The organism is Bradyrhizobium centrolobii, from assembly GCF_001641635.1.
GTDB classification, from domain to species: domain Bacteria; phylum Pseudomonadota; class Alphaproteobacteria; order Rhizobiales; family Xanthobacteraceae; genus Bradyrhizobium; species Bradyrhizobium centrolobii.
The window spans coordinates 60429-87082 of record NZ_LUUB01000063.1 but is presented as its reverse complement, the minus strand read 5'-3'; the positions used below and the strand labels follow the sequence as shown (position 1 = coordinate 87082).

Genomic DNA, 26654 nt, shown 5'->3' with positions numbered 1-26654 from the left:
TTCGCCCCTTACCAAGTAGAAACACTCTAAGCTCCGGCTCCTATCAGGTGAAGTTGACTTTAATGATCGCTGCGATAGGATTTTCTGATGATCAATGTGACGCTGCGCCAGCTCCGCTATTTCGACGCGCTGGCGCGTCATGCCCATTTTGGCCGCGCGGCGGAAGCCTGTTCCATCTCGCAGCCCGCCCTGTCGATGCAGATCAAGGAACTGGAGGAGGCGCTCGGCGGCCTGCTGCTCGAACGCAGCGCCCGGCAGGTTGCGCTGACCCGGTTTGGCGAGGAGCTCGCTCAGCGCGTCCGCGACATTTTGCGCTCGGTCGATGAGCTCGGCGATTTCGCGCGGGCCTCGCAGGACCGGTTCGCGGGCCGCCTGCGCATCGGCATGATCCCGACGATCGCGCCCTACCTTTTGCCCAAGATCACCAAGAATCTGACGCGCATGCATCCGGAGCTCGACATCCGCGTGCGCGAGACGATGACCCCACGTCTGATCCAGGAGCTGGTGGAAGGCCGGCTCGACACCGCCATCGTCGCGCTGCCGGTGTCCGAGCCGTCGCTCACCGAAGTCGCCCTGTTCGAGGAAAAGTTCCTGCTGGTCCGGCCCGGCGCGGATGAGGGAACACCCGTCCCGTCGCGGGAAATGATGCGGGAGATGCGGCTATTGCTGCTCGAAGAGGGACATTGTTTCCGCGATCAGGCGCTGTCGTTCTGCAACATGCAATCCGCGCCGCCGCGGGAGATGCTTGATGCGAATTCGCTGTCGACGCTCGTCCAGATGGTCAGCGCCGGGATCGGCGTCACCCTGATTCCCGAGATGGCGGTGGCGGTGGAGACACGATCGGCCTCGGTCTCGGTTGCACCCTTCCGCGATCCGCAGCCTTCGCGCACCATCGGCATGGTCTGGCGCAAGACCAGCCCGCTAGCGCGCCAACTGCTGCAGATTTCCGAAGTGGTCTGCCTGTCGGCCGGCAAGGCGCGCCCGCGACAAGTCGCGCGCGCCGCGCGGGCCTGAGCGATTTCGGCTCGCGGCGAATTTTCCTAACTCGGCCGGGATCGCGCATTCGTGATCCATAGCGGCGCCCGCGTCGGGCACGTTTGAACGGAGAGGCCCAATGTCGGATCCAATCATCCGTCCCGCGCGCGCGGATGAATATGACGAGATCGCCCGCGTCTGGATGGAGAGCTGGGTCTCGACGGGGCTCGCCGAGGCGAGCGGCTTCCTGCTCGCGAATTTGCGGGCGCGCGTCCGGCGCGAGATCGAGAACGGCTGGAGCCTCTTTGTCGCCGACGATGACGGCGCGATCGCCGCGATGCTGGCGCTGCACCTGGCAAATTTCTATCTCGACATGCTTTTCGTCGCGCCCGCCTATCAGGGTCAATCGCTCGGCCGCAAACTGCTCGCCTTCACGCGAACGCAAATGCCGGACGAGATCTTCCTGCGCTGCGTGCGCGAGAACGAAAAAGCCTGGCGCTGGTACGAGCGCGAAGGCTTTGTGTTCGAGAAGGAAGCGATCGAGCCGTCGAACGGCTTCATGATGAAGTATTACCGGTGGAAGAACAAAGGAAACGCACCATGATCAAGCTCTATTGGTCGCCCCGCTCGCGTTCGTTCTCTGCGATCTGGCTGATGGAGGAAAGCGGGCTGCCCTATGAGCGTGTGCTGACCGACATCACGACCGGGGCGCAGAAGGCGCCGGATTTCCTCAAGATCAATCCGATGGGCAAGGTGCCCGCGCTCTGCGACGGCGACGCCGCGCTCGGCGAAGCCGCCGCGATCTGCGCCTACATCGCCGACCGCTATCCCGAGACGAAGCTCGCGCCTGCCGTGACCGACCCGCGCCGCGCGCGCTATCTGCAATGGCTGTTCTTCTCGCCGAGCTGCATCGAGCCGGCCATCATCCAGATCTTCACCAGGATCGAGGTGCCAACCTCAACCGCCGCCTGGGGCAGCGCCGCGCAGGTGTTCGACGTGTTGGAGGCTGCGCTGGAAAAAGGACCGTGGATCCTCGGCGATCAATTCTCCGCCGCCGACATCACCGTCGGCTCGGGTCTGAACTTCGCCGTGCGCCTGTTCAAGATGGTGCCGTCGCGCCCGGCCTTCGACGCTTACATAGCGCGGTGCATGGCGCGACCGGCATTCCAGCGCGCGGAGAAGATCGCGGCGGGATAGACGGCGCCCCCGAAAAGAGCGCGCTATTCCGCCTTCAGGTCTTCCGGCTTCGGCATCAGGATGATGTTGTAGCCGGAATCGACGTAGTGGATCTCGCCGGTCACGCCGCCTGACAGCTCCGACAAGAGATAGAGCGCCGAGCCGCCGAGCTCGTCGAGCGTGACGCCGCGGCCAAGCGGCGAATGCTTCTGCTGGAACGCGAACATCGCGCGCGCCTCGCCGATGCCGGAGCCGGCGAGCGTCCGCACCGGGCCGGCGGAAATCGCGTTGACGCGGATGCTGCGCGGCCCGAAATCGGCGGCGAGATAGCGCACGGAAGCTTCCAGCGCCGCCTTGGCGACTCCCATCACATTATAATTCGGCATCGCTCGCATCGAGGCGCCGAAGGTCAGCGTGATCATGCTGCCGCCCTGCGGCATCAGTTCGGCGGCGCGCTTGGCCACTTCCGTGAAGGAGAAGCAGGAGATCACCATGGCGCGCGAGAAATTCTCGCGGCTGGTGTCGGCGTAGCGGCCTTTCAGCTCGTTCTTGTCGGCGAAGCCGATCGCGTGGATCACGAAGTCGAGCTGGCCCCACCTCGCGCGCAGCGCATCGAACGTCGCATCGACGCTGGCGATGTCCTCGACGTCGCAAGGCAGCACCAATTCCACACCGAGCGAGTCCGCCAGCGGCCTGACGCGCTTGCCCTGCGCGTCGCCCTGGAAGGTGAAGGCGAGCTCGGCACCGTGGGCATGCAGCGTCTTCGCCATGCCCCAGGCGATCGAATGATCATTGGCAATGCCCATGATCAGACCGCGCTTGCCCTTCATCAAACCTTCCATTGCCTGATGGCTCCCATCATTCCGATGTCATCGCCCGCCTCGTGCGCACTTGCGCCCTGGAGCCGATGATCCAGTATCCGAGACAGTTGTTGTTGGCCAAGAAGCCGCGGCGTACTGGACTGCCGCCTTCACTGAAGCTTCGGCGGCCTCCGATCTCACGCCCGGCGAAGCCTTGGCGTAGCCGGGTCGCGCGGCATGACAGCGTCCTGGGCTCACGCATCAAGCCGGCTGAACACCAGCGTGGCATTGGTGCCGCCGAAGCCGAAGGAGTTCGACAGCACGGTACCGATCTTGGCGTTGTCGATGCGCTTGCGCACGATCGGCATGTCGGCGAACACCGGATCGAGTTCCTGGATGTGCGCGCTCTCGCAGATGAAGCCGTTGTTCATCATCAACAGCGAATAGATCGCTTCCTGCACGCCGGTTGCGCCCAGCGAGTGACCGGTCAGCGCCTTGGTCGCCGCGATCGGCGGGCACTTCTCGCCCACGCCGAACACCTTGCGGATCGCCTCGATCTCCGGCGGATCGCCGGCCGGCGTCGAGGTGGCGTGCGGATTGATGTAGTCGACCTTGGTCTTCACCGTCGACATCGCCATGCGCATGCAGCGCTCGGCGCCCTCGCCGGAGGGAGCGACCATGTCGTAACCGTCTGACGTCGCGCCATAGCCGACGATCTCGCCGTAAATGCGCGCGCCGCGCGCCCTGGCATGTTCGAGCTCTTCCAGCACCAGCACGCCGGCGCCGCCCGCGATGACGAAGCCGTCACGGTTGACGTCGTAGGGGCGTGAGGCGGTGGCGGGCGTGTCATTGTACTTGGACGACATCGCGCCCATCGCGTCGAACAGCACTGAGAGCGTCCAGTCGAGTTCCTCGCAGCCGCCGGCGAAGATGACGTCCTGCTTACCGATCTGGATCGTCTCGTAGGCATTGCCGACGCAGTGGTTCGACGTCGCACAGGCCGACGAGATCGAATAGTTCACACCCTTGATCTTGAACCAGGTCGCGAGCGTCGCGGACGCCGTCGAGGACATCGCCTTCGGCACTGCAAAAGGTCCGACGCGCTTCGGTCCCTTGGAACGGGTGATGTCGGCGGATTCGACGATGGTGCGGGCTGACGGGCCGCCGGAACCCATGATGATGCCGGTGCGGATGTTGGAGACTTCGTCAGGCCCTAAACCGGAATCCTGGATCGCCTGCTCCATCGCGATGTGATTCCACGCTGCACCCTGGCCGAGGAAGCGCATCGCACGCCGGTCGACAACCGTCGCAGGATCGAGCGAGGGCGCGCCCGCTACCTGCGAACGGAAGCCGAGCTCGGCATATTTCTCCGCCCGCGAGATACCTGACTTCGCCTCGTGAAGGCTCGCAAGCACTTCCTGGGTGTTGTTTCCGATGGACGAGACGATGCCCATTCCGGTGACCACAACCCGCCTCATGACAGCCTCGCCTTAATCGTTGTCTTCTTCCTGATGTGCCTTAGCCCAGCGTCGTGCCTTGCTTGAACAGGCCGACCTTCAGATCCTTGGCGCGATAGATAATCGTGTCATCGACTGAAAGCCACCCGTCGGCGATACCGAGCACGAGCTTTGACCGCATCACGCGCTTGATGTCGACGTTGTACACAACCTTGCGGGCCTCGGTCAGCACCTGACCGCCGAACTTCAGCTCGCTCAGTCCGAGCGCCCGACCGCGGCCCTCGCCGCCGATCCAGCCGAGGTAGAACCCGACCATCTGCCACAGCGCGTCCAGACCAAGGCAGCCCGGCATGACCGGGTCATTCTTGAAGTGACAGCCGAAAAACCAGAGATCGGGCTTCACATCGAGCTCGGCGCGCACCAGGCCCTTGCCGAATTCGCCGCCGGCGTCGCTAATTTCCGTGATGCGGTCGAACATGAGCATCGGGGGCAGCGGCAGCTGGGCATTGCCGGGGCCGAACATCTCGCCGCGTGCACATGTCAGCAAGTCTTCATATTCGTAACCGTTGCGCCTGTTCAGCATGCGGAAGCCTCTGTTCAAAATGCCGATTGAGCGGCGTTCTTTGGCGAAAATGGGTCCCGTTTTGTTCGGACAACAACGCCAATTGCCGCCGTCAGGCGCGAATACCACGAGCCCGAATGGACTGCAGGCCAAGCCTCAATGCCCTGGCAGCACCAAAATCGGTTAAGCGGAACCACGCGCTCTCTAACACAGGCCTTTTCGGCTAGCAAAGCACTCTCATGACGGTAAAATGACGGGATCGTCGCCCGGTTCCGCCGCTGATTAGAACCACTCTAGTTGCGAGAAACTTGCATCTGCATCTATCTCTTCTTATATTGCAGAGGATTAGTGTTCACGCGTGCCGAAATTGGAAATGAGCGAGAATAACGCGCCCCATCACGACGACGCCCATTCCGCGGCGCTTCTGTCCGGACGCCAGCCGGCGCTGACCGGCTGCCCGTGGCACGACGTCAATGAAATGCTCCAGGCTGCCGGCCTTCGCCCCACCCGCCAGCGGATGGCGCTCGGCTGGCTGCTGTTCGGCAAGGGTGCGCGCCACCTGACGGCCGAAATGCTCTATGAGGAAGCGACGCTGGCCAAGGTGCCTGTGTCACTAGCGACTGTCTACAACACGCTGAACCAGCTCACCGATGCCGGCCTGCTCCGGCAGGTCAGCGTCGACGGCACCAAGACCTATTTCGACACCAACGTGACGACCCACCACCACTATTACCTCGAGAACAGCCACGAGCTGGTCGACATCGAGGACCCGCATCTGGCGCTGTCCAAGATGCCGGAGGTGCCCGAGGGCTATGAGATTTCGCGCATCGACATGGTGGTGCGCCTGCGCAAGAAGCGCTGAGAACCCCTAAGTCAGGTATAGAGCGATCGTCATGGCCGGGCTTGTCTCGGCCATTGTCGTTTTGCGCTGTTATTCCGGGGCGGTGCGCAGCACCGAACTATGGTGCGCAGTTGCGCACCTGAGAATCTCGAGATCCCCCAATTCGCAATTGCGAATTGGGGCCCGATGCTGGCGCGCCGCCTCGGGATGACGCTTCGCGTCAGTTCACCTGCTCGTCGGCGTAAACCCCCCAGAGACGTTCCTGCTGGATCCAGCCGTCGAAACCGTTGCCGGTGACGTGGCACCAGTTTGCAGTGCACTTTTTCACTTGCGCGACGACGCCGACCTGGAGCTTTGCTGCAACCGCGCTGTCGGCATCGGCCCGGTCGTAGATCGGCGCGAGATCGTCCTTGTGCTTCATGGTGACCACCGCAGTGCGGCGGCCCGACAGCAGCGAGTGATAGACCCAGCCCTCGGCGCCTTCGGAGTCGCGCACCCGGCGCCAGTTCTCGAATTCGGCGGTGATTTCGACCGGCAGGCCGGCGCGGGTGTAGACCCAGGCGACATCATTGTCCTTGGTCGGGCCGGCGCGGACATTCACGTGATCCGACTTGAGGCTGACATAGCGGGGCACCGGCAGGCCGCTGGCGGTCTGGACGGTGTTGTCCTTCGCCGAATGCCCGGGGCTGACCGAGACACTCAACCAGGTGCAAACGAGCGCCATCACCGAACAAAAACGCCCCAACGCCATCAACCCGTCTCCTGTCGGAGACCCGGCCAGGCCGGGTCCCCACCCCAAAGTCCAAAAACCCTGCCGCACGCCCTTTTTCCCGCCCCACGCGGGTGTTCCCGAGGTCCTGCCCGTGGTTCTTGTCTTGGCCCGGCCTTCTGCTAGAGAGGACGGGCACTTGAATAACCAGTTTGTCCCGATTTTCCGGCCGGAAATGTCGGGAGAGCTTGAAGGAAACGCCGGGGACGACGCGGCAAGGGCAGTGTCGAACAACCGGGTTAATGAGGCCTGAACGGTAAGCCTTTGGCGGCAGAGGCGGGCCGCAATGTCTCGTGAGAGCAGGACATGTCGGTGAAGAAAAAGCCCCTCGTCGTCGTCACCCGCAAGCTGCCCGACTCGATCGAGACGCGAATGCGCGAACTGTTCGACGCGCGGATCAATCTCGACGACACGCCGATGTCGGCGGAGCAGATCGCGGAGGCGGCGCGCACGGCCGACGTGCTGGTGCCGACGGTCACCGACCACATCAGCGCCGACGTCGTCAATCAGCCCGACTGCAAGCTGCGCCTGATCGCGAATTTCGGCAACGGCGTCGACAATATCGATGTCGAGGCTGCGCATGCGCGCGGCATCACCGTCACCAACACGCCGAAGGTGCTGACCGAAGACACCGCCGACATGACCATGGCGCTGATCCTGGCCGTGCCGCGGCGGCTGATCGAAGGCGCCTCGATTCTGACGGAAGGGAAACCCTGGGCGGGCTGGTCGCCGACCTGGATGCTCGGCCACCGCATCGGGGGAAAGCGTCTCGGCATCCTCGGCATGGGCCGCATCGGCCAGGCCGTGGCGCGCCGCGCCCGCGCCTTCGGCCTCCAGATCCACTATCACAATCGCCGGCCGGTGGCGCCGAAGATCGCCGATGAGCTGGGCGCGACCTATTGGGAGAGCCTCGACCAGATGCTGGCGCGGATGGACATCATCTCGGTGAACTGTCCGCATACACCGGCGACCTATCATCTGCTCTCGGCGCGTCGGCTGAAGCTGATCCGCAAGGACGCCTACATCGTCAACACCGCGCGCGGCGAGGTCACCGACGAGGACACGCTGATCAAGCTGATCGAAGCCGGCGAGATCGGCGGCGCCGGCCTCGACGTCTACGAGCACGAGCCCGCGGTCAATCCGAAACTGGTGCGGCTCGCCAAGGCCGGCAAGGTGACGCTACTGCCGCATATGGGCTCGGCCACCATCGAGGGCCGCGTCGAGATGGGCGAGAAGGTGATCATCAACATCCGCACTTTCCTTGACGCGCACAAGCCGCCGGATCGCGTGCTGCCGAGCATGCTCTAAGATCTATTCGTCTTGCGCTTGCGCCAATCTGCGACGAAATCGATGAAGGCGCGCAGTGCCGGTGGCGCCTGGCGCCGGCTCGGATAATACAGGAACGGGCCGGGAAACGGCTCGCACCAATCCTCGAGCAAGCTCACCAGCGCACCGGATTTGAGGGCGTCGCCGACATAACCATCGAGGCTTGCCCAGATGCCCGCGCCGTCGAGCGCGGCGCGCATGGCAACACTCATATTTGTCGAGATCAGCTTGGCGGGCGGATCGACCTTGACGAGCTGACCGCCCTTCTCGAACTCCCAATCGTGCATGACCCCGCTGCTGTAGCGGGCGCGGATGCAATCATGGTCGAGCAAATCCTTCGGATGCCTCGGCTTGCCGCGGCGCGCGACGTACGCAGGCGATGCGACGACGACATAACGCTGCGGTCCGCTCAGCGGGATCGCGACCATGTCCTGCGCAAGATGCTCGCCATAGCGCACGCCGGCATCGAAGCCGGCGCTGACGATGTCGACGAAACCGCTTTCGGAAACGATGTCGAGATCGACTTGCGGGTGCGCCTCGAGAAACGGCCCGACCATCGGCGCCAGCACGAGGTCAACCGCCGGCGGCGGGGCGTTGATGCGGAGGCGGCCCGACGCCACCTCGCGCAGGCCCCGCACCTGATCCAGGGCATCGCCGACGTCGCGCAGGGCGGGCGCCACGCGCGACAATAGCAACTCACCCGCCTCGGTCAGCGCGACGCTGCGGGTTGTGCGGTTCATCAGGCGGACGCCGAGGCGTTCCTCTAGGTCCCGTAGCCGCTGGCTAAGACTCGACACCGACACGCGAATTTCCCGCGCCGCGCGCCGGAAATTGCGGGTGCGGGCGACCACCACGAAGGCGTCGAGATCGCGCAGATCGGGATCAGCCATTGTTCGATATGATGAACAAGCCATTCTGGATTGTCCAGCTTATCGGCGCAATGGAGCGGACGCATATCTGCCCTCGTCACGCGGCGCAATCAGCCCGCCGCCTTTACGAGGAGAGCCATCATGGAACAGCGCAAACTCGGTTCAACCGGCCCCACCGTCTCTGCCATCGGTCTCGGCTGCATGGGCATGTCGGAGGTCTACGGGCCGGCCGATCGCGGCGAGAGCATCGCCACGGTCCACGCGGCGCTCGATGCCGGGATCACGCTGCTCGACACCGGCGACTTCTACGCGATGGGCCACAATGAAATGCTGGTCCGCGAGGCGCTCAGGGACCACCAGCGCGACAAAGTGCAGCTCAGCGTCAAGTTCGGCGCGCTGCGCGGCCCCGCCGGCGAATTCGCCGGCATGGATTGCCGGCCGGCCGCAATCAAGAACTTCCTCGCCTATTCGCTGCAACGGCTCGGCACGGACTACATCGACATCTACCGCCCGGCGCGGCTTGATCCCAACGTTCCCATCGAAGAGACGATCGGCGGCATCGCCGAGATGGTGAAGGCCGGCTACATCAGGCATATCGGCCTGTCCGAAGTCGGCTCCGACACCATCCGCCGCGCGCATGCCGTGCATCCGATCGTCGATCTCCAGATCGAATATTCGCTGATCGCCCGCGGTATCGAGCGCGACATCCTCAAGACCTGCCGCGAGCTCGGCATCGGCATCACCGCCTATGGCGTGCTGTCGCGCGGCCTGATCAGCGGCCATTGGACGAAGGATAGCGGCAAGGTCGGCAGGGACTATCGGCTGATGACGCCGCGCTTCCAGGGTGCGAATCTCGACGCCAATCTCGCGCTGGTCGAGCAGCTGCGCGCGATCGCCACGGACGTCGGGGCAACGCCGGCGCAGGTCGCGATCGCCTGGGTGACGGCGCAGGGCAAGGAGATCGTGCCGCTGGTCGGCGCCCGCACCCGCAACCGTCTCACCGAGGCGCTCGGTGCCACCAAGGTGACGCTGACGCCGGCTCAGCTTGCGGCGCTGGCAAAGGCCTTCCCGCCGGACGTCGCCTCGGGCACGCGCTACGCGGCCGAGCAGATGGCGCATCTCGACAGCGAGAAGCCGGCCACAGCGTAACGGCTGCAATCAGGTGCGATGGGCGCTCAGGTCAGTGATGACCGGCCCATCGCCATTGAGCGGATTGGCCGGATCGCGCGTGTAGCGCAGCGTCTCGAAGCGCATCGCGCGCGCATCGATCATCAGGAGGCGGCCGACCAGGCCGTCGCCGAAGCCGACGATCTCGCGGATCGCCTCCAGCGCCATCATCGAGCCCAGCACGCCGGCGAGCGCACCCATCACACCGGCCTCCGCACAGGCCGGCACCGTGCCGGGCGGCGGCGCCTCCGGGAACAGGCAGCGATAGGTCGGATTGAACGCACCATCCGCGGTCTTCTCATGCGCGCGGATGGTGGTGAGCGAGCCGTCGAACGTACCGAGCGCCGCGGTGATCAGCGGCTTCTTCGCGAAGAAGCAGGCGTCGGAGACCAGATAGCGGGTCGAGAAATTGTCGGAGCCGTCGAGCACGAGATCGTAGTCGCCGATCAGCGAAAGCGCGTTGTCGGCATTGAGCCAGGTGGCGTGACCAACGAAGCGCACATGCGGATTGAGCGCAGCGATGCGCTCGGCGGCGCTTTCGACCTTGTGGCGGCCGATATCGGGCGTCGTATGGATCACCTGGCGCTGAAGGTTCGACAGCGACACCACGTCGTCATCGACCACGCCGAGCGTACCGACGCCCGCGGCGGCCAGATACATCAGGGCCGGCGCGCCGAGCCCGCCGGCGCCGATCACCAGCACGGAGGCCCGCTTCAGCGCAGCCTGGCCCGGGCCGCCGACATCGCGCAGCACGATATGGCGGGCATAGCGTTCGAGTTCGTCCGGGCTCAGCACCTTCTCTACTCCTGAACCACCCCGAGATTGTTCGCGACCAACGAGATGTGCTTCAATGCCATCACGTTCAATGGGCTTGCTGGATTTGTCATGAGATCGATGCTTGCGGCAACACTGATGTTCGCGGCTGCCGCAGGCGCGAACGCCCAGATGACGCCGCCGCAGATCCCCGGCACCAAGCCGAAGACGGTCCAGACCGTTCCGATCCGCCCGCCCGCATTGCAGACGCCGTCGGAGACGGCGGACGCCATGGCGCAGGCGGAGCGGCTGTCGCTCCAGTCCGACCTCGCCTGGGTCGGCGAATATAACGGCGCCATCACCGGCGACGTCAGCGAGCGCATGGTCAACGCGATCAAGGAGTATCAGAAAGCCAAGGGCGGCAAGCCGACCGGTGTGCTCAATCCGCAGGAGCGCGCCGCGCTCGCGGAGACCGCGCGGCGCAAGCAGGAGAGCGTCGGCTGGAAGATCGTGATGGAACCGACCAGCGGCGCACGGCTCGGCATTCCCGGCAAGCTGGTACCGCAGCAGGTCACCGATGCCAACGGCTCGAAATGGACCTCGCCGACCGGCACGGTGCAGGTTCTGCTCAGCCGCCGCAAGGAGGCGAACCCGACCACCGCGATGCTCGCAGAGCTGGAGAAGAAGGAGCCCGCGGGGCGCAAGGTCGACTACACCGTCGTGAAGCCGGACTTCTTCGTGCTGTCGGGACTTCAGGGACTGAAGAAATTTTACGTGCGCGGCACCTTCAAGGGCGACGAGGTCCGCATCATGACGATCCTCTACGACCAGGCCATGGAAAACACCGTCGAGCCGGTCGTGATCGCGATGTCGAGCGCCTTCAATGCGTTTCCGTCTGGTCCGATGGCCGGACCGCCGCCGCGCAAGACGGTCGAATACGGCACCGGCATCGTCGTCAGCGACGACGGCGCGATCATCACCGACCGCCTGGTCACCGACAACTGTCTGGCGATCACGATCGGCGGCTACGGCAATGCCGATCGTCTCGCCGAGGACAAGGAGCACGATCTCGCGCTGCTGCACATCTACGGCGTGCGCGGCCTGAAGCCGCTCAGCCTCGCAGGCGGCGCGGCGAGGACGAATGTCGACATCGTCGGCATCGCGGATCCGCAGAGCCAGGGCGGTGCCGGCGGCGTCTCAAGCCTCAAGGCCGCGCTGGCGCCAGTCACGGCCAGCGATTCCGCACTGTCTCCGCCGCCGGCCGTCGGGTTTTCCGGCAGCCCGGCGATCGATGGCGACGGCAAGTTCGCCGGCATCGCGCTGTTGAAGTCGGCGATGGTTGCGGGACCCGCGACAGCGGTGCCGGCGTCACAGGCCGTGATGGTGTCCGCGGAGGCTGTCCGCGATTTCCTGAAGGCGAATGGTGTCACGACGAACGGCACGTCGACGGATGCGAAGGCGGCCGTCGTGCGTGTGATCTGCGTACGGAAGTAGACTGGCGCGTCAAGCAGAGCAGCCAAAACTTGCTTGAGTGGCTTCGCCGCAACGGAGTCACGGAAGGCATGATAGCCTCCTCCGGTCGCCGGCACCACGCGGCTGGACGGGAGGAATTCATGAAAACCTATCAGCTTTATATCAACGGCCAGTATGTCGACCCCGCCAATGGCGAATGGTTCGATTCGATCGACCCCTATCAGGGCAAGCCCTGGGCAAAGATCCCGCGCGGCTCGGCCGCGGATGCCGACAAGGCGGTGAAAGCCGCCGACGAGGCGATGTGGCGCGGCCCGTGGTCGAAGATGACGGCCTCGGCACGCGGCAAGGTCATGCGCAAGCTCGGCGATCTCGTGGCGGCAAATGCGGAGCGTCTTGCCGAGATCGAAGTGCGCGACAACGGCAAGCTCATGGCGGAGATGCTGGGCCAGCTCCGCTATCATCCCGAATGGTGGTGGTATTTCGGCGGCCTCGTCGACAAGCTGGAAGGCGGCCTCGTGCCGATCGACAAGGCCGATACCTTCGCCTACACGACGCATGAGCCTGTCGGCGTCGTTGCCGCGCTGACCGCCTGGAACTCCCCGCTTCTGTTCGTCGCATGGAAATGCGCAGCAGCGCTCGCGGCCGGCTGCGCCGTCATCGTCAAGCCATCGGAATTCACGTCGGCCAGCACTTTGGAATTCGCGGCCTTGACGAAGGAGGCCGGGATTCCGGATGGAATCTTCAACGTGGTGACAGGCTTCGGTCCCGAGATCGGTAGCGAGCTGATCTCGCATCCCGGCGTCGCCAAGATCACCTTCACAGGCTCGGACACGACCGGCGCCAGGGTCTACGAGACCGCCGCGCGCAGCCTGAAACGAGTGTCGCTCGAACTCGGAGGCAAGTCTCCCAATATCGTCTTCGAGGATGCCGATCTCTCTGCGGCCGCCGCCGGCGCGGTCTCCGGCATCTTCGCGGCGACAGGCCAAACCTGTATCGCCGGATCTCGCCTTCTGGTGCAGCGCTCGATCAAGGACAAATTCGTGGAACGCCTGCTGGAGCTAGCACGCTCCGCCAAGATCGGCGATCCCATGAAGCCGGACACCAATATCGGCCCGATCACCACGCCCGCGCAGTACAAGAAGGTGCTGGACTATATCGACATCGCGAACGCCGAAGGCGCACGCTGCCTGCTCGGTGGAAAGCCGGCCTCCGGCGAAGGCATCACCGGTGGCCAGTTCGTCGAGCCGACGATTTTCGCCGATGTCGACAACACCATGCGGATCGCGCGCGAGGAAGTCTTCGGTCCGGTGCTCTCGATCATCGCCTTCGACACCGAGGAAGACGCCATTCGCATCGCGAACGACACGATCTACGGCCTTGCGGCAGGCATCTGGACCCGCGACCTCGCGCGTGCCGTGCGGGTGCCGAAGCAACTGCGCGCCGGAACCGTGTGGGTGAACACCTATCGGGCCATCAGCTACATGATGCCGTTCGGCGGCATGAAGCATTCCGGCGTCGGTCGCGAGAGCGGCATCCACGCTGTGCGCGAATATCTGGAGACAAAGAGCGTCTGGATCTCGACCGCGCAGGATGTTCCGGCCAACCCGTTCGTCATGCGCTGAAGAGTCGCGAAGCCGCGGAGCACTCCCATCTCTCCCGCTTGCGGGGGGCGGCGCGAAGCGCCGGGTGGGGGCTCTCTCCAGAGGGAGCATCTCGATCGCGGAAGCACCCCAGCCCTCCCCGCAAGCGGGAGAGTACCTTCTTCGTCCCAGCTAGCCCAGCCTGAACCTAACCCCGCTGCGCGCGAGGCCGCCGGAGATGCCGACCGGCGTGCCGTCGGCGCGCCAGCAGGCGGCGCCGGTCATGGAGCCGTCGTCGTCGAAGGCGATGCCATTCATGCCGCCGGCCACCGTCGCGACGGCGTCGACCCTGTGGCCCATACTCGCGAGCTTCGCCCGCACGCTCTCCGGCACTGCCTGCTCGACCTCGAGCGCATTGCCCTCGGTCCACACGCGCGGCGCCTCGACCGCCTCCTGCAAGCTCATGCCGTGGTCGATCAAATTGACCAGCGCCTGCATCGCGCTGGGGAAGATGCGCTTGCCGCCGGGCAGGCCGAGCGCATAGCGCAGCTTGCCGTCGCGTAGCGCCATCATCGGTGACATCGAGGTGGTGACACGCTTGCCCGGCGCCAGCGACAGCGCATGGCCGGGACGCGGATCGAACAGGTTCATGTAGTTGTTGGCGATCGCGCCGAGGCCGGGGATCAATATCTTCGCGCCGAAGAGATTGTTGATGGTCTGCGTGGTCGCGACCACGTTGCCGGAGGTATCCGCGGCCGTCATGTGCGTGGTGTGCGCGCCTTCGAGCTGCGACACGCCGGCGCCCCAGGCCTGCGCGCGCGCCGGATCGATGGCGCAGCGCCGCTCTTCGGCATAGGCCTTCGAGGTCAGCCGCTCCACGGGCACGCCGACATAGTCAGGATCGCCGCTTGCCGCGGCGCGATCGGCAAAGGCGATCTTCAGGACTTCGGCAAGGTAGTGGATGGTCTCGGGCGTGCCGAAGCCAAGACTTTCGATGTCGTAGCCCTCCAGGATGTTCAGCATTTGCGCGATATGCACGCCAGAAGCCGCAGGCGGTGGTGGCCCAAGGATGGTCCAGCCGCGATAGTCGGCGCGGATCGGCTGCCGCTCGACGGTCTTGTAGTTGGTCAGGTCGGCACGGCGGATGAAGCCGCCGGTCTTCTCCATGTAATCGACGAGGATGTCGCCGAGCGGCCCCTCATAGAGCGCCTTCTCGCCGTGATCGGCGATATAGCGCAGCGTCTCGGCATATTCGGCCTGCACCACCCTCTCGCCGACCTTCAGCAGCTCGCCGTTCGGCAGGAAGACCGCCGCGATCGGCTTGTCCTTGCGCATCTCCGCGGCGCTCTCGCCGATGCATTCGTGCAGGTAGGGCGTCGCCGCATAGCCGCGCGCGGCATGCTTGATCGCGGGCTGCATGACATCGGAGAGTGGCATGGTGCCGAACCGGCGCAGCGTCTCGCACCAGGCTTTTAGCGAGCCCGGCACCGCAACCGCCTTCGGGCCGTTGAGATTCTCGTTGCCGACGGTGTCGAACACGTCATGCACCGAGCCTGGCTTGGACGTGTAAGTATCTTCGCGCACAGCCGACGGCACCGTGCTCTGGCCGTCGATGAAGCGATGGCTGCCGTCGGCGAGCCGGATGTGGGCCATGCCGCCGCCGATGATGCCGACCATCATCGGCTCGACCACGGTCAGCGTGAACAGCGTTGCGATGGCGGCGTCGATTGCATTGCCGCCGGCAGCCAGCATCTCCGCGCCGGCGCTGGAGGCCAGCGGATGGTTGCTGACCACCATGCCGCGGCTCGAGACCGCCGGCATTTTCTGGCATTCAAAGGTGGTTGCCGTCCGGTCCCGCCAATTGCTGCTCATGCTGCTTGTCCCTCTTATTCGCGGCGGCGAGCACATCATACGCACAACTACGGGTCCAGTATTGGTACGGATTAGCTGGCATCCCCTATTCTGCCATCATCATTACCGTTGATTCGGACATCCGCGATCCCCTTTGGATCGGGCCGGGCACGTCCTGAGCGAGAACAGCTCAGCATCGAGAAGCGATGCGCGTTCGCGTGGCGTTACCCAAGACCCAAGCATTCCAAAGGAATCATCTTCCATGCATACGATCGTACTGGCCACCCAAAAGGGTGGCAGCGGCAAGAGCACGCTTGCCATCGGCCTCGCGCTGGCAGCCAGGCAGGCCGGCTTCACCGTCCGCCTGATCGAGACCGACCCGCAGGGCACCCTGTCCAACTGGCAGCGCCGCCGCAGCAATGAGGACCCTGTCGTCGAGCCGATCTATCACGCCGCCCATATCGAGCCGCGCCTGAAAATGCTGGCGGACAGCGGCCTCCAGCTTGCGATCGTCGACACCGCGGCCGGCCTCAGCGCTGCAACCACCGCCGCGATCCGTCATTCAGATCTCTGTCTGATCCCGGCCCGTCCGAGCGTCGCCGACATCGAGGCGACAGTCTCCACGCTCAGCGTCGCGCGCGCCTGGAAGCGGCCCTACGGCTTCGTGCTGAACCAGACCCCGATCCGCGGCCAGCGCATCGACAATGCGGCCGACGTGCTTGCCGAAGAGGCATCGCTCGATCTCGCCGACGTGCTCGCGCGCCCGCTGATCGTGATGCGCAACGACCACCAGGACTCGCTCGCCGCCGGCCTCGCCGTCAGCGAATTCGCGCCGAACGGCAAGTCGGCGGACGAGATCCGCCGCCTCTGGCGCTGGATCGAGACAAGGCTCGACCTCGAGGTCACGACCAATCGGCTGATCGACCAGGTGATCTCGGCCGCGGACGGCATGCTGCACGTCGCCGGCGAACGCGCGTCGGGCGAGATCACGGCACTGGCGTCCTGAGCGGGGCGATCGCTCCGCCGGCAGTCGGACTCTTCGCCCTCCGGTCGAAGCGCCAAAGCGACGAAGCAATCCGGCCACCAGCCCGGCCGGATTGCTTCGCTTCGCGCTTTTCAGGCGGGAATACGGGCCCTCACTTTTGACATTTCGGGCACCAGAAGGTCGATCGCCCATTCTGGGTGAAGCGCTTCACGGTGCCGCCGCAGCCCGGCGTCTTGCAGGTCTCGCCCTCGCGGTCATAGACCTTGAAGGAGTGCTGGAAGTAGCCGAGCTCGCCCGACGTCTGGCGATGGTCGCGCAGCGACGAGCCGCCGGCCTTGATGGCGTCATTGAGCACGGTGTGAATCGCGCCGACCAGCCGCTTGGCGTGATCGGTCGGCTCGCCCTTCTTGGTCGCGAGTGTGGCGGCGATCCGCCGCGGCGACAGATGCGAGCGATGCAGCGCCTCGCAGACATAGATGTTGCCGAGCCCTGCCACCACGCGCTGGTCGAGCAGCGACGCTTTGAGGCTCGTGGTCTTGCCGGCGCATGACCGCGCCAGCATCGCGGCATCGAATTCATTGCCGAGCGGCTCGGGGCCAAGCCCGCGCAGCAATGGCTCCTCATCGAGCGCGTTGCGCGCGATCACTTTCATGTAACCGAAGCGGCGCGGATCGTTGAACACGATGTCGGCGCCCGAGGACATCCGAAACAGCACGTGGTCGTGCGTGCTGTCCTTGCCGCGCGGATAGTGAAACTCGCCCGGCGCCGCCTCGTTGTCCGGCTTGATGACACGGAACGAGCCCGACATGCCCAGATGCATCAGCAGCACGTCGCCGGAGGCGAGATCGGCCATGAGATATTTTGCGCGGCGGCCGAGCCCCGTGACGATCTGGCCCTGGAGCCGGGCCACGAAATCCGGCTGAAAAGGGAAGCGAAGATCGGCCCGGCGGGCCTCGGCATTGAGGATCCTGGCGCCCTCCATGACGGGCTGGAGGCCGCGGCGGACGGTCTCGACTTCGGGCAATTCGGGCATGGTCAGGCATTCACCTTATGAGGGCAGTGTGATAGCGCCATTGCGGCGGCCGCGCTATGGTCCGCCTCGCGGAGTAGAGTAATGGATCGGCCGGGCGACACCACGCATTTTGGTTTCAGGGACGTCCCCCTGGGCGACAAGCAGACGCTGGTGAACGATGTGTTTCACAGCGTTGCCTCGCGTTACGACCTGATGAACGACCTGATGTCGGCCGGCCTGCACCGGGTCTGGAAAGACATCATGATCAACACGCTCGATCCGCCCAGGAGCGACCGGCCGTTCGCGCTGCTCGACGTCGCCGGCGGCACCGGCGACATCGCCTTCCGCGCCGCCAAGGCGGCGGGCCCCGGCTTCCACGCCACGATCTGCGACATCAACGCCAACATGCTGGCCGTGGGGCGGGAGCGCGCTGCGAAGCGGCATCTGGAGACCCAGGTCGACTTCGTCGAAGGCAATGCCGAAGCGCTCGCCTTCGCCGATCGCAGCTTCGACGCGTATACGATCGCTTTCGGCATCCGCAACGTGCCGCGGATCGATCTCGCCCTGCGCGAGGCCTATCGCGTGCTGAAGCCGGGCAGCCGCTTCCTGTGCCTGGAATTCTCCACCGTCGAGGTACCCGGGCTCGACCGCCTCTATGACCTGTTCTCCTTCAACGTGATCCCGCCGCTCGGCCGGATGGTGACGGGCGACGCCGAGTCCTATCAATATCTCGTCGAATCGATCCGCAAGTTTCCGAAGCCCAACGCCTTCGCCGACATGATCCGCGATGCCGGCTTCGCCCGCGTGAGCTGGCAGACATTGTCCGGCAGCATCGTCGCACTGCATTCGGGCTGGCGTTTGTGATCTCTGCCATCACCCACATTGCGCGCCTGACCCGCGCCGCGTTCGTGTTTGCGCGTGAGGGCGTGTTCGGTTCCGTCGATCCGGGTCTGGTGCCGCCGCCCGGACAGCTCGCGCTGAAGCTTGCACGCCTCATCGAGCGGCGCGGCCCCAAGCACGGACCGCGACTGTCGCGCGCGCTGACCCGGATGGGGCCCGCTTATCTGAAGCTCGGGCAATTCCTGGCGACGCGCCCCGACGTCGTCGGCGTCGTCATTGCGCGCGACCTCGAAAGCCTCCAGGACCGGCTGCCGCCGTTTCCGCAGGAAGACGCCGAAGCCGCGATCGCAACGTCGCTGGAGCGTCCGCTGAAGGACGTGTTCGTGAGCTTCGGGCCGCCGGTCGCAGCCGCTTCGATCGCACAGGTGCATCGCGGCGAGGTGCTGCGCGACGGCATCCGCAAGCCGGTCGCGATCAAGGTGCTGCGGCCCAACGTGGCCTCGCGTTTCCGGCGCGACCTCTCCGATTTCTTCTTCGTCGCGCACAGGGCCGAGATCTATTCGGCCGAGGCGCGGCGCCTGCGCCTGGTCGAAGTCGTCAACACCATGTCGCGGTCGGTGGCCATGGAGATGGACTTGCGGCTAGAGGCGGCTGCGCTGTCCGAGATGGCGGAGAATACGCAGGACGATCCGGATTTCCGCGTTCCCACGGTCGACTGGGACCGCACCACGCACAACGTGCTGACGCTGGAATGGATCGACGGCATCGCGCTGAACGATCATGCGCGGTTGCGGGAAGCGAAGGTCGACCTGCCCGATCTCGGCCGCAAGGTCATCCAGAGTTTTCTGCGACACGCGCTGCGCGACGGCTTCTTCCACGCCGACATGCATCCGGGCAACCTGTTCCTGGACGATGCGGGGCGTCTGGTCGCAATCGATTTCGGCATCATGGGCCGGCTGGGATTGAAGGAGCGGCGCTTCCTCGCCGAGATCCTGCTCGGCTTCATCACCCGCGACTATCGCCGCGTGGCGGAAGTTCATTTCGAGGCCGGCTACGTGCCCTCGCACCATTCGGTCGAGAACTTTGCGCAGGCGATCCGCGCCATCGGCGAGCCGATCCACAACCGCACCGCCGAGGAAATCTCGATGGCGCGGCTGCTCACGCTGCTGCTCGAGGTCACCGGGCTGTTCGACATGCGCACCCGGCCCGAACTGATCCTGCTCCAGAAGACCATGGTGGTGGTCGAGGGCGTGGCACGCGGCTTCGACCCCAGGCTCGACATCTGGAAGACCGCCGATCCCGTGGTGCGCGAATGGATCCAGCGCAATCTCGGACCCATTGGCCGGGTGCAGGGCGCGCTCGCTGGCAGCGGCGACCTCGCCCGCGTCCTGATGAACGTGCCCGACATCGCCGCCCGCTCGGTCAAGGTGCTGGAGCAGCTCGAGATCATGACGCGGGAGGGCCTGCGGCTGTCGCCGGAGAGCATCGCGGCGATGGGCCGCAGCGAGGGCCGCAAGAACCGGTGGCGCACCGTGGCGCTCTGGATCATCGCCGCGACCTTCATCGGCATCCTGATCGCCGTCCGGAATCTATGATTGCACTGCAATCATAGAAATGATAGCATCGCTATCATTTCGTGCTGGAGGGCGTCATGGCGAGCCTGACCATCCGCAAGCTCGACGAGAACGTCAAAACCTATTTGCGCCTGCGCTCGGCCAAGAACCGCAGGTCGGTCGAGGAAGAGGTCCGGGTCATCCTCCGCGAGCTGATCGAGGGCCGCGAGGAGCCGCTGACGCCATTGGCGGCGCCGCCCGATGTCGCTGCTCCGGCCCCCACCTCCCAGCGCACCAGCGCCCTTCCCGAGGCCAGCGTCACCCTGATCATCGGCGGCGGGATCGCGGCCTATAAGTCCCTCGACCTGATCCGCCGGCTGAAGGAACGTCGCATCGAGGTCCGCTGCGTGCTGACCAAGGCAGCACAGCAGTTCGTCACCTCGCTGGCCGTCAGCGCGCTCTCGCATGAGCGCGTCTACACCGACCTGTTCGACCCCCAGAGCGAATTCGATGCGGGCCATATCCGGCTGGCGCGGGACTGCGACCTGATCGTGGTGGCGCCGGCAACCGCCGACCTGATGGCCAAGATGGCTCACGGCCATGCCGATGATCTCGCCAGCGCCATCCTGCTCGCCACCAACCGCAGGATCCTGCTGGCGCCGGCGATGAATCCGCTGATGTGGAACAACGCGGCGACGCGGCGCAACGTGGCGCAGCTTCAGCGCGACGGCGTGGTGCTGATCGGGCCCAATTCCGGCGAGATGGCGGAAGCCGGCGAAGCCGGCGTCGGCCGCATGTCCGAGGCGATCGAGATCGCCGCTGCCGCCGAGCGCCTGCTGCGGCCGCCGGTGCCACGCCCGCTCGCCGGCAAGCGCGTGCTGATCACCGCGGGTCCCACGCATGAGCCGATCGATCCGGTCCGCTACATCGCCAACCGCTCCTCCGGGAAGCAGGGCTTTGCCATTGCGGCGGCCGCGCAAGCCGCGGGCGCCGAGGTGATTCTGGTGAGCGGCCCGGTCGATCTCGACGATCCCGACGGCGTCACGGTCAAGCATGTGGAGTCGGCACGGCAGATGCTGGAGCACGTCCAGGCGTCGCTTCCCGTCGACATCGCGATCTTCGCGGCCGCCGTCGCAGACTGGCGCGTCGCCAATGAAGGCGAGCAGAAGCTGAAGAAGACGTCCGCCGGCATGCCGCCGCTCCAGCTCGTCGAGAACCCCGACATCCTCGCCACGATCTCGAAGCTGATCGGCAAACGCCCGCCGCTCGTGATCGGCTTTGCCGCCGAGACCGAGCACCTCATCGACAACGCCAAGTCCAAGCTACAGCGCAAGGGCTGCGACTGGATCGTCGCAAACGACGTCTCGCCCGCAACCGGCGTGATGGGCGGCGACCGCAACACCGTTCATCTGATCAGCCGCAAGAATGGTGAGATCGCGGTTGATTCCTGGCCGGTGATGACCAAGGAACAGGTCGCCACCGAACTGATTGCGCATGTCGTAAAGAGCGTGGCCGACAAATCTCTGGAGCCCGCATCTTGAGCACGACAGTCACGGTCGAACTGCAACGCCTGGCCCATGCCGATGGCCTGCCGCTGCCCGCCTATCAGACGGCCGAGGCCGCCGGCCTCGACCTGATGGCGGCGGTTGCGGAGGACGAGCCTCTGACGCTCGCGCCCGGCAAGTATGCGCTGGTGCCAACGGGGCTCGCGATCGCATTGCCGGCCGCGTACGAGGCGCAGGTGCGGCCGCGCTCCGGGCTCGCCGCCAAGCATGGCGTCACCGTGCTGAACTCGCCCGGAACCATCGATGCGGACTACCGCGGCGAGATCAAAGTCATCCTGATCAATCACGGCGACGCTCCCTTTGTGATCAAGCGCGGCGAGCGCATCGCGCAGATGGTGATCGCGCCCGTGGTGCAGGCCACGCTGGTTCCGGTGGCCGCGCTGTCGGCGACGCATCGCGGCGACGGCGGTTTCGGCTCGACCGGCCGCTAACACGCCGCAATTCCACCCGAATCACCGCGGGACCATGGGCGGGAACCGCGCGGCCGGCATTTTTGTGGGGCCGCCTTTGCGTTCACGATCTGGACTCTTACCGGTCGAGTCAGCTTAAGGATATTGTCCTTTGATTCGCGTGCGGCGGGGGAAAGTCGTCGCGCGTAAATTCGTGCGGTCTTGGGGCAATTATGTCAGGCGTGATCGTGTCGATGCGTCGGACGCTGCTGTCGTGCACACCGCTGGCGCGCAACGGCCTATTTGGGAGCGCCCTCGCGGCGTTGCTGCCGGCTGCGCCGGCTCAGGCCGCCGACCTCGTCGACACACTCTCCATAATGCTGGACTTCAACCGGCAGGAAATCGCGGTGCTGACCACCGCGCTGGCGCTGCTCGGCTTCTCGGTCGTGGCCGCGATCCTGTTGATGCGCACGCGCGTCCGCACGGCGAAGAACGAGGCGCGGCTGCACGCGCGGATCGCGGAACTGCAACTCCAGGCCGACCGCTTCGGCGCATTGCTGTTCGCCGAGCCGCAGATCCTGATCTCCTGGCCGGCCGGCGACAACCGCGCGCAGATCTCCGGTGACATCTCCATGGTGCTGCCGCGCGACTCATCTCCGCAGCGCGTCCTCGCTTTCGGAACCTGGCTGCCGCCGGAACCGGCACTCCGGATGGATCACGCCGTCGATGCCCTTCGCGACCATGGCGACGGGTTCCAGCTCACCCTGACCACCGCCAATGGCCACACGCTCGAGGCCATCGGCCGTGCCATCGGCGGCCAGGCCATCGTCAGGATTCGCGAACTCTCAGGCCTGCGGCGCGAACTGGCTGAGACCAGCCTCCACCACAAGGCGCTGCTCGACGAGACCGAGATGCTGCGCGGCTTTGCCGCGGCGGCCCCGTGGCCGATCTGGGCCAAGGCCGAGAACGGCGCGCTGGCCTACGCCAACCCCGCCTATGTGCGCGCGACCGAGGCAACCAGCGTCACCGACGCCTACGACCGCAAGCTCGAACTGCTCGACAGCGCCGACCGCACCGCCATGGAGCGCAGCCTGAAGGAGGCAGCTCACTTCACCTCGCGGCTGCCGATCGTGATCGGCGGCGAGCGCCGCATCTATGACGTGCGCGCCGTCAATGTCGGCGGCGGCAGCGTCGGCGTTGCGATCGACGCCAGCGAGGCGGATGCGCTGAGCTCGGCGCTGGTCCGCATGGCGGAAGCGCACCGCCGCACGCTGGACCAGCTCTCCTCGGGCGTTGCCGTGTTCGACGGCCAGCGGCGGCTCGCCTTCTATAACGACTCCTACCGGCGACTGTGGGATCTCGACCGCACTTTCCTCGACAGCAATCCCGATGATTCCAGCGTGCTCGACCAGCTCCGCGCCGCACGCAAGCTGCCGGAGCAGCCGGACTTCCGCGCCTGGAAGGCAAAACTGCACGAGGCCTATCGCGCGGTCGAGGCCGCCCAGGACACCTGGTTCCTGCCCGACGGTCGCGCGCTCTCCGTCGTCACCACGCCGAACCCGGAAGGCGGCGTCACCTATCTGTTCGACGACGTCACCGAGAGCCTCGACCTTGCCCGGCGCTTCGACGGCCTGATCCGGGTCCAGCGCGAGACGCTGGACAGCCTCGCCGAGGGCGTGGCGGTGTTCGGCAGCAACGGCAAGGCGCAGTTGTTCAACCCGGCCTTTGCCCGGATGTGGAAATTGTCGAACGAGGCGCTGCGCGAGGAGCCGCATATCCAGACCGTCGAAGGCTGGTGCCATCAGCTGTTCGACGATCCCGTCGTCTGGCGCCAGATCCGCGAGGCCATCACCTCGATCGAGAACCGCGGCGACGTGCCGCTGAAGCTGGAGCGCAAGGACGGCAGCGTGCTCGATGGCATGATCCGGCCGCTGCCAGACGGCGCGACCATGCTGACGTTCCAGGACATCACCGACACCGAGAATGTCGAGCGGGCGCTGCGCGAACGCAACGAGGCGCTGGAAGCGGCCGACCAAATGAAGGTGGATTTCGTCCACCACGTCTCCTACGAGCTGCGCTCGCCGCTCACCACCATCATCGGCTTCGCGCACTTCCTCAGCGATCCCTCGACCGGGCCGCTGACGCCGAAACAGGCCGAATATCTCGACTACGTCACCAAATCGACCAATGCGCTGCTGGCGCTGACCAACAACATCCTCGATCTCGCGACCATCGACGCCGGCGCGATGAAGCTGGAACTCGGCCCGGTCGACGTCAGCAAGGCCATCGAGCTCGCCGCCGAGGGTATCCAGGACCGGCTCGCCACCGACCGCATCCGCCTCAAGGTCGAGATCGCGCCCGATGTCGGCAGCTTCGTCGGCGACGAGAAACGCGTGGTGCAGGTGCTCTATAACCTCCTCGCCAACGCCGTCGGGTTTTCTCCACAGGATTCGGCCGTCGGCATCAGCGCGCGCCGCACCGAGCGCAGCGTGGTCTTCACAGTGACAGATTCCGGGCCTGGAATACCTGCCGACATGAAGGACAAGGTGTTCAACTGGTTCGAAAGCCGTTCGCAGGGCTCGCGTCACCGCGGGGCCGGACTCGGCCTGTCGCTGGTGCGCTCCTTCGTCGAGCTGCATGGCGGCAGGGTGCGGGTGGATTCGATCGTCGGCAGGGGTACGGTCGTGATCTGCGACTTCCCGACCGACCAGGCGGCGCATCGCGACGCCGCCGAATGACCATACCGGCCACATTCTCCGTCGCTCTTGTCAACGAGACGGCCACCGCGCAGCTGATGGCCGATCTCGCGTTGCTGGTCGGACCTGGCGACCTCATCACGCTGTCGGGCGATCTCGGTGCCGGCAAGACCGCAGCGGCGCGCGCCATGATCCGCTATCTCGCCGATGATGAGGCGCTGGAAGTGCCGAGCCCGACCTTCACGCTGGTGCAGGGCTATGAGCTGCCGCCCTTCCCGGTGCTGCACGCCGATCTCTACCGCGTGGAAGACGAGAGCGAGCTCGAGGAGATCGGACTGTCGCCGCTACCGGAAGGCACGCTCGTGCTGATCGAATGGCCGGAGCGCGCGCCGTCGGCGATGCCCGAGGACCGCATTGACATCGCGCTGACGCACCGGCCGGCGCAGGGCTCGACCGCGCGCGCCGCCGACATCACCGGCTACGGCAAGGGCGCCGCCCAAGTCGCGCGCCTGAAGGCGCTGCGCGAATTCCTCAATGCGTCCGGCTATATCGACGCGACGCGCCGGCGCATGAACGGCGACGCCTCGACCCGTTCCTATGCGCGGCTGATGCGCGACGACGGCGTCGTCATCCTCATGAATTTTCCGCAGCGGCCGGACGGGGCCGCGATCTACAATGGGAAATCCTACAGCGCCGCGGTGCATCTCGCCGAGAACGTCAAACCCTTCGTTGCCATCGATGAGGGCCTGCGTGCGCAGGGCATCTCCGCGCCCGTGATCCACCACGCCGATCTCGACCACGGCTTCCTGATCACCGAGGATTTTGGCAGCGAAGGGGTGATCGAAGGCGATCCGGCCCAGCCGATCGCCGAGCGCTATGAAGCGGCGACCGACATGCTGGCCGCGCTGCACGCGAAGACACTGCCGGAGACGCTGAAGCTGGCAGGAGATGCGATCTACACCATTCCGGTCTTTGATACCGACGCACTCCTGATCGAAATCGGATTGATGCCGGAGTGGTATCTGCCCGACCGCAATGCTCCGCTCAGTGACGATTTACGCGCCGAATTCTTCGCGATGTGGCGCGAGCTGTTGCAGAAGCCGATGGCCGCGCCGAAAACCTGGGTGCTGCGCGACTTCCACTCGCCCAATATGATCTGGCTTGCCGACCGCGCCGGCATCGAGCGTGTCGGCGTGATCGATTTCCAGGACACCGTGCTCGGCCCGAAGTCCTACGACGTCGTGTCGCTGCTCCAGGACGCCCGCATCGACGTGCCCGAAAGCCTCGAGCTGACGCTGCTGTCGCGCTACATCAAGACGCGCCGCACGCAGGACGCAAACTTCGATCCGGCCGGCTTCGCCGAGCTCTACGCCATCATGTCGGCGCAGCGGAACACGCGGCTGCTCGGCACCTTTGCCCGGCTCAACCGCCGCGACGGCAAGCCGCACTACCTGCGTCACCAGCCGCGGATCTGGACCTACCTGCAACGCTCGCTGGCCCATCCTGCGCTGGCCCATTTGCGCGACTGGTACCTCGCCAACGTTCCGCCGCCACCATCCTGACGAGAGGCCCGATTTACCGGCTGTTAGCCAAGGCGCCCGTAGTCTGGGCGGCGGGGCAGCCGGATAAGAACGGGGCTGGAGCAAGGACAGATGGCGGCGAGGACCGATCAGCGCGGCGGCAACCGGGTTGTCTTCGAGCGCGGGATACCGGCCCAGATGATGGGGATCGACGGCACCTGGCGGCGCGACTGCACCATGGAGGACGTCTCCGAGACCGGCGCCAAGCTGACCATCGACGGCTCCGTCGAAGGCTTGCATCTGAGGGAATTCTTTCTGCTGCTGTCGTCGACCGGACTTGCGTACCGGCGCTGCGAGCTTGCCTGGGTCAATGGCGACCAGATCGGCGTCAATTTCCTCAAGCTGGGCGACAGGAAGAAAAAGGTGCGTTCCACATCCGTTGGAGCGTGACGGCAACACCCGTCGTACAAACGTCACGTCGGGTGATTAAGGCGG

24 protein-coding genes are annotated in these 26654 nt (G+C 65.4%); 16 read left to right on the top strand and 8 right to left on the bottom strand.

Translation table 11 applies throughout. The annotated features are described in order from the left end of the window. The first annotated feature begins 87 nt into the window (after positions 1 to 87). The 3 genes from AYJ54_RS20480 (at position 88) to AYJ54_RS20470 (ending at position 2172) form a co-directional block, all read left to right on the top strand. Positions 88 to 1014, top strand: a complete 927-nt coding sequence (locus AYJ54_RS20480) for a hydrogen peroxide-inducible genes activator (RefSeq protein WP_063701623.1) — start codon at positions 88 to 90, stop codon at positions 1012 to 1014. A 100-nt stretch (positions 1015 to 1114) separates the two neighbouring features. Beyond that, entirely contained in the window at positions 1115 to 1579 is a 465-nt protein-coding gene (locus tag AYJ54_RS20475) for a GNAT family N-acetyltransferase (RefSeq protein WP_063701621.1), read from the top strand. Further along, on the top strand, positions 1576 to 2172 hold the full coding sequence (locus tag AYJ54_RS20470) for a glutathione S-transferase family protein (protein ID WP_063701619.1): 597 nt from the start codon (positions 1576 to 1578) through the stop codon (positions 2170 to 2172). Before AYJ54_RS20475 ends, AYJ54_RS20470 begins: the two co-directional genes overlap by 4 nt. A 23-nt stretch (positions 2173 to 2195) precedes the next feature. On the opposite strand, the gene fabI is transcribed toward AYJ54_RS20470, so the two are convergent. The 3 genes from fabI to fabA all read right to left on the bottom strand — a co-directional run bounded on the left by fabI (position 2196) and on the right by fabA (position 4991). Further along, positions 2196 to 2993, bottom strand: coding sequence for an enoyl-ACP reductase FabI (gene fabI, locus AYJ54_RS20465; RefSeq protein WP_063701617.1), 798 nt, complete (start codon positions 2991 to 2993; stop codon positions 2196 to 2198). 212 nt (positions 2994 to 3205) lie between these two features. After that, complete coding sequence (gene fabB, locus AYJ54_RS20460) at positions 3206 to 4429, bottom strand: beta-ketoacyl-ACP synthase I (RefSeq protein WP_063701615.1); 1224 nt, start codon at positions 4427 to 4429, stop codon at positions 3206 to 3208. A gap of 40 nt (positions 4430 to 4469) precedes the next feature. Further along, the gene (gene fabA / locus AYJ54_RS20455) at positions 4470 to 4991 is read right to left on the bottom strand and encodes a bifunctional 3-hydroxydecanoyl-ACP dehydratase/trans-2-decenoyl-ACP isomerase (RefSeq protein ID WP_063701613.1); all 522 of its coding nucleotides are present in this window, start codon (positions 4989 to 4991) and stop codon (positions 4470 to 4472) included. Positions 4992 to 5343: 352 nt separating this feature from the next. Between fabA and irrA the strand changes: the two genes are divergently transcribed. Beyond that, the gene (gene irrA, locus AYJ54_RS20450) at positions 5344 to 5832 is read left to right on the top strand and encodes an iron response transcriptional regulator IrrA (protein WP_063701611.1); all 489 of its coding nucleotides are present in this window, start codon (positions 5344 to 5346) and stop codon (positions 5830 to 5832) included. A 199-nt stretch (positions 5833 to 6031) separates the two neighbouring features. Here irrA and AYJ54_RS20445 read toward each other — a convergent pair whose 3' ends face one another. After that, positions 6032 to 6562, bottom strand: a complete 531-nt coding sequence (locus AYJ54_RS20445) for an SH3 domain-containing protein (RefSeq protein ID WP_063701609.1) — start codon at positions 6560 to 6562, stop codon at positions 6032 to 6034. 324 nt (positions 6563 to 6886) lie between these two features. Between AYJ54_RS20445 and AYJ54_RS20440 the strand changes: the two genes are divergently transcribed. Continuing rightward, positions 6887 to 7888: a 2-hydroxyacid dehydrogenase gene (locus tag AYJ54_RS20440; RefSeq protein ID WP_063701607.1), complete on the top strand. Its 1002-nt coding sequence runs from the start codon at positions 6887 to 6889 to the stop codon at positions 7886 to 7888. Here the strand turns inward: AYJ54_RS20440 and AYJ54_RS20435 are convergent. Next, positions 7885 to 8796, bottom strand: coding sequence for a LysR family transcriptional regulator (locus AYJ54_RS20435; RefSeq protein WP_063701605.1), 912 nt, complete (start codon positions 8794 to 8796; stop codon positions 7885 to 7887). The two genes, AYJ54_RS20440 and AYJ54_RS20435, sit on opposite strands and share 4 nt — an antisense overlap. A 120-nt stretch (positions 8797 to 8916) precedes the next feature. Here AYJ54_RS20435 and AYJ54_RS20430 point away from each other — a divergent pair, with 120 nt between their 5' ends. Beyond that, positions 8917 to 9924, top strand: coding sequence for an aldo/keto reductase (locus AYJ54_RS20430; RefSeq protein WP_063701603.1), 1008 nt, complete (start codon positions 8917 to 8919; stop codon positions 9922 to 9924). A 9-nt stretch (positions 9925 to 9933) separates the two neighbouring features. Here the strand turns inward: AYJ54_RS20430 and AYJ54_RS20425 are convergent, their stop codons facing one another. Then, positions 9934 to 10737 (bottom strand): HesA/MoeB/ThiF family protein, encoded by an 804-nt coding sequence (locus AYJ54_RS20425; protein WP_063701601.1) that lies wholly within the window; start codon positions 10735 to 10737, stop codon positions 9934 to 9936. Positions 10738 to 10827: 90 nt separating this feature from the next. Here AYJ54_RS20425 and AYJ54_RS20420 point away from each other — a divergent pair, with 90 nt between their 5' ends. Both AYJ54_RS20420 and AYJ54_RS20415 read left to right on the top strand, forming a co-directional pair. Further along, complete coding sequence (locus tag AYJ54_RS20420; protein WP_063701775.1) at positions 10828 to 12189, top strand: serine protease; 1362 nt, start codon at positions 10828 to 10830, stop codon at positions 12187 to 12189. A gap of 119 nt (positions 12190 to 12308) precedes the next feature. Next, the gene (locus tag AYJ54_RS20415) at positions 12309 to 13790 is read left to right on the top strand and encodes an aldehyde dehydrogenase (protein ID WP_063701600.1); all 1482 of its coding nucleotides are present in this window, start codon (positions 12309 to 12311) and stop codon (positions 13788 to 13790) included. 150 nt (positions 13791 to 13940) lie between these two features. Here AYJ54_RS20415 and ggt read toward each other — a convergent pair whose 3' ends face one another. Continuing rightward, positions 13941 to 15620, bottom strand: coding sequence for a gamma-glutamyltransferase (gene ggt / locus AYJ54_RS20410; RefSeq protein WP_063701598.1), 1680 nt, complete (start codon positions 15618 to 15620; stop codon positions 13941 to 13943). A gap of 241 nt (positions 15621 to 15861) precedes the next feature. Here ggt and AYJ54_RS20405 point away from each other — a divergent pair, with 241 nt between their 5' ends. Beyond that, positions 15862 to 16605: a ParA family protein gene (locus tag AYJ54_RS20405; RefSeq protein ID WP_063701596.1), complete on the top strand. Its 744-nt coding sequence runs from the start codon at positions 15862 to 15864 to the stop codon at positions 16603 to 16605. Positions 16606 to 16735: 130 nt separating this feature from the next. On the opposite strand, the gene mutM is transcribed toward AYJ54_RS20405, so the two are convergent. After that, a complete protein-coding gene (gene mutM / locus AYJ54_RS20400; protein ID WP_063701594.1) occupies positions 16736 to 17617 on the bottom strand; it encodes a bifunctional DNA-formamidopyrimidine glycosylase/DNA-(apurinic or apyrimidinic site) lyase in 882 nt (293 codons plus the stop codon). 81 nt (positions 17618 to 17698) lie between these two features. On the opposite strand from mutM, the gene ubiE reads away from it, so the two are divergent. The 7 genes from ubiE to AYJ54_RS20365 all read left to right on the top strand — a co-directional run bounded on the left by ubiE (position 17699) and on the right by AYJ54_RS20365 (position 26609). Beyond that, positions 17699 to 18460 carry a bifunctional demethylmenaquinone methyltransferase/2-methoxy-6-polyprenyl-1,4-benzoquinol methylase UbiE gene (gene ubiE / locus AYJ54_RS20395; protein ID WP_063701592.1) on the top strand — a complete coding sequence of 254 codons (762 nt, stop codon included), beginning with the start codon at positions 17699 to 17701 and terminating at the stop codon, positions 18458 to 18460. Continuing rightward, positions 18457 to 20031, top strand: coding sequence for a 2-polyprenylphenol 6-hydroxylase (gene ubiB / locus AYJ54_RS20390; RefSeq protein ID WP_063701591.1), 1575 nt, complete (start codon positions 18457 to 18459; stop codon positions 20029 to 20031). Before ubiE ends, ubiB begins: the two co-directional genes overlap by 4 nt. A 56-nt stretch (positions 20032 to 20087) precedes the next feature. Next, complete coding sequence (gene coaBC, locus AYJ54_RS20385; protein WP_063701589.1) at positions 20088 to 21530, top strand: bifunctional phosphopantothenoylcysteine decarboxylase/phosphopantothenate--cysteine ligase CoaBC; 1443 nt, start codon at positions 20088 to 20090, stop codon at positions 21528 to 21530. Further along, positions 21527 to 21985, top strand: coding sequence for a dUTP diphosphatase (gene dut / locus AYJ54_RS20380; RefSeq protein ID WP_063701587.1), 459 nt, complete (start codon positions 21527 to 21529; stop codon positions 21983 to 21985). The genes coaBC and dut overlap by 4 nt, the downstream gene beginning before the upstream one ends. 191 nt (positions 21986 to 22176) lie before the next feature. After that, positions 22177 to 24681 (top strand): sensor histidine kinase, encoded by a 2505-nt coding sequence (locus AYJ54_RS20375; RefSeq protein ID WP_063701585.1) that lies wholly within the window; start codon positions 22177 to 22179, stop codon positions 24679 to 24681. After that, a complete protein-coding gene (tsaE, locus tag AYJ54_RS20370; RefSeq protein WP_063701583.1) occupies positions 24678 to 26201 on the top strand; it encodes a tRNA (adenosine(37)-N6)-threonylcarbamoyltransferase complex ATPase subunit type 1 TsaE in 1524 nt (507 codons plus the stop codon). Before AYJ54_RS20375 ends, tsaE begins: the two co-directional genes overlap by 4 nt. Positions 26202 to 26291: 90 nt before the next feature. Next, the gene (locus AYJ54_RS20365; protein WP_063701581.1) at positions 26292 to 26609 is read left to right on the top strand and encodes a PilZ domain-containing protein; all 318 of its coding nucleotides are present in this window, start codon (positions 26292 to 26294) and stop codon (positions 26607 to 26609) included. Positions 26610 to 26654 lie beyond the last annotated feature (45 nt).

Coding starts and splice junctions, on each gene's coding strand:
- AYJ54_RS20480 (WP_063701623.1), top strand. CDS start 88: ATGATCAATGTGACGCTGCGCCAGCTCCGCTATTTCGACGCGCTGGCG.
- AYJ54_RS20475 (WP_063701621.1), top strand. CDS start 1,115: ATGTCGGATCCAATCATCCGTCCCGCGCGCGCGGATGAATATGACGAG.
- AYJ54_RS20470 (WP_063701619.1), top strand. CDS start 1,576: ATGATCAAGCTCTATTGGTCGCCCCGCTCGCGTTCGTTCTCTGCGATC.
- fabI (WP_063701617.1), bottom strand. CDS start 2,993: ATGGAAGGTTTGATGAAGGGCAAGCGCGGTCTGATCATGGGCATTGCC.
- fabB (WP_063701615.1), bottom strand. CDS start 4,429: ATGAGGCGGGTTGTGGTCACCGGAATGGGCATCGTCTCGTCCATCGGA.
- fabA (WP_063701613.1), bottom strand. CDS start 4,991: ATGCTGAACAGGCGCAACGGTTACGAATATGAAGACTTGCTGACATGT.
- irrA (WP_063701611.1), top strand. CDS start 5,344: ATGAGCGAGAATAACGCGCCCCATCACGACGACGCCCATTCCGCGGCG.
- AYJ54_RS20445 (WP_063701609.1), bottom strand. CDS start 6,562: ATGGCGTTGGGGCGTTTTTGTTCGGTGATGGCGCTCGTTTGCACCTGG.
- AYJ54_RS20440 (WP_063701607.1), top strand. CDS start 6,887: ATGTCGGTGAAGAAAAAGCCCCTCGTCGTCGTCACCCGCAAGCTGCCC.
- AYJ54_RS20435 (WP_063701605.1), bottom strand. CDS start 8,796: ATGGCTGATCCCGATCTGCGCGATCTCGACGCCTTCGTGGTGGTCGCC.
- AYJ54_RS20430 (WP_063701603.1), top strand. CDS start 8,917: ATGGAACAGCGCAAACTCGGTTCAACCGGCCCCACCGTCTCTGCCATC.
- AYJ54_RS20420 (WP_063701775.1), top strand. CDS start 10,828: ATGAGATCGATGCTTGCGGCAACACTGATGTTCGCGGCTGCCGCAGGC.
- AYJ54_RS20415 (WP_063701600.1), top strand. CDS start 12,309: ATGAAAACCTATCAGCTTTATATCAACGGCCAGTATGTCGACCCCGCC.
- ggt (WP_063701598.1), bottom strand. CDS start 15,620: ATGAGCAGCAATTGGCGGGACCGGACGGCAACCACCTTTGAATGCCAG.
- AYJ54_RS20405 (WP_063701596.1), top strand. CDS start 15,862: ATGCATACGATCGTACTGGCCACCCAAAAGGGTGGCAGCGGCAAGAGC.
- mutM (WP_063701594.1), bottom strand. CDS start 17,617: ATGCCCGAATTGCCCGAAGTCGAGACCGTCCGCCGCGGCCTCCAGCCC.
- ubiE (WP_063701592.1), top strand. CDS start 17,699: ATGGATCGGCCGGGCGACACCACGCATTTTGGTTTCAGGGACGTCCCC.
- coaBC (WP_063701589.1), top strand. CDS start 20,088: ATGGCGAGCCTGACCATCCGCAAGCTCGACGAGAACGTCAAAACCTAT.
- AYJ54_RS20375 (WP_063701585.1), top strand. CDS start 22,177: ATGTCAGGCGTGATCGTGTCGATGCGTCGGACGCTGCTGTCGTGCACA.
- tsaE (WP_063701583.1), top strand. CDS start 24,678: ATGACCATACCGGCCACATTCTCCGTCGCTCTTGTCAACGAGACGGCC.
- AYJ54_RS20365 (WP_063701581.1), top strand. CDS start 26,292: ATGGCGGCGAGGACCGATCAGCGCGGCGGCAACCGGGTTGTCTTCGAG.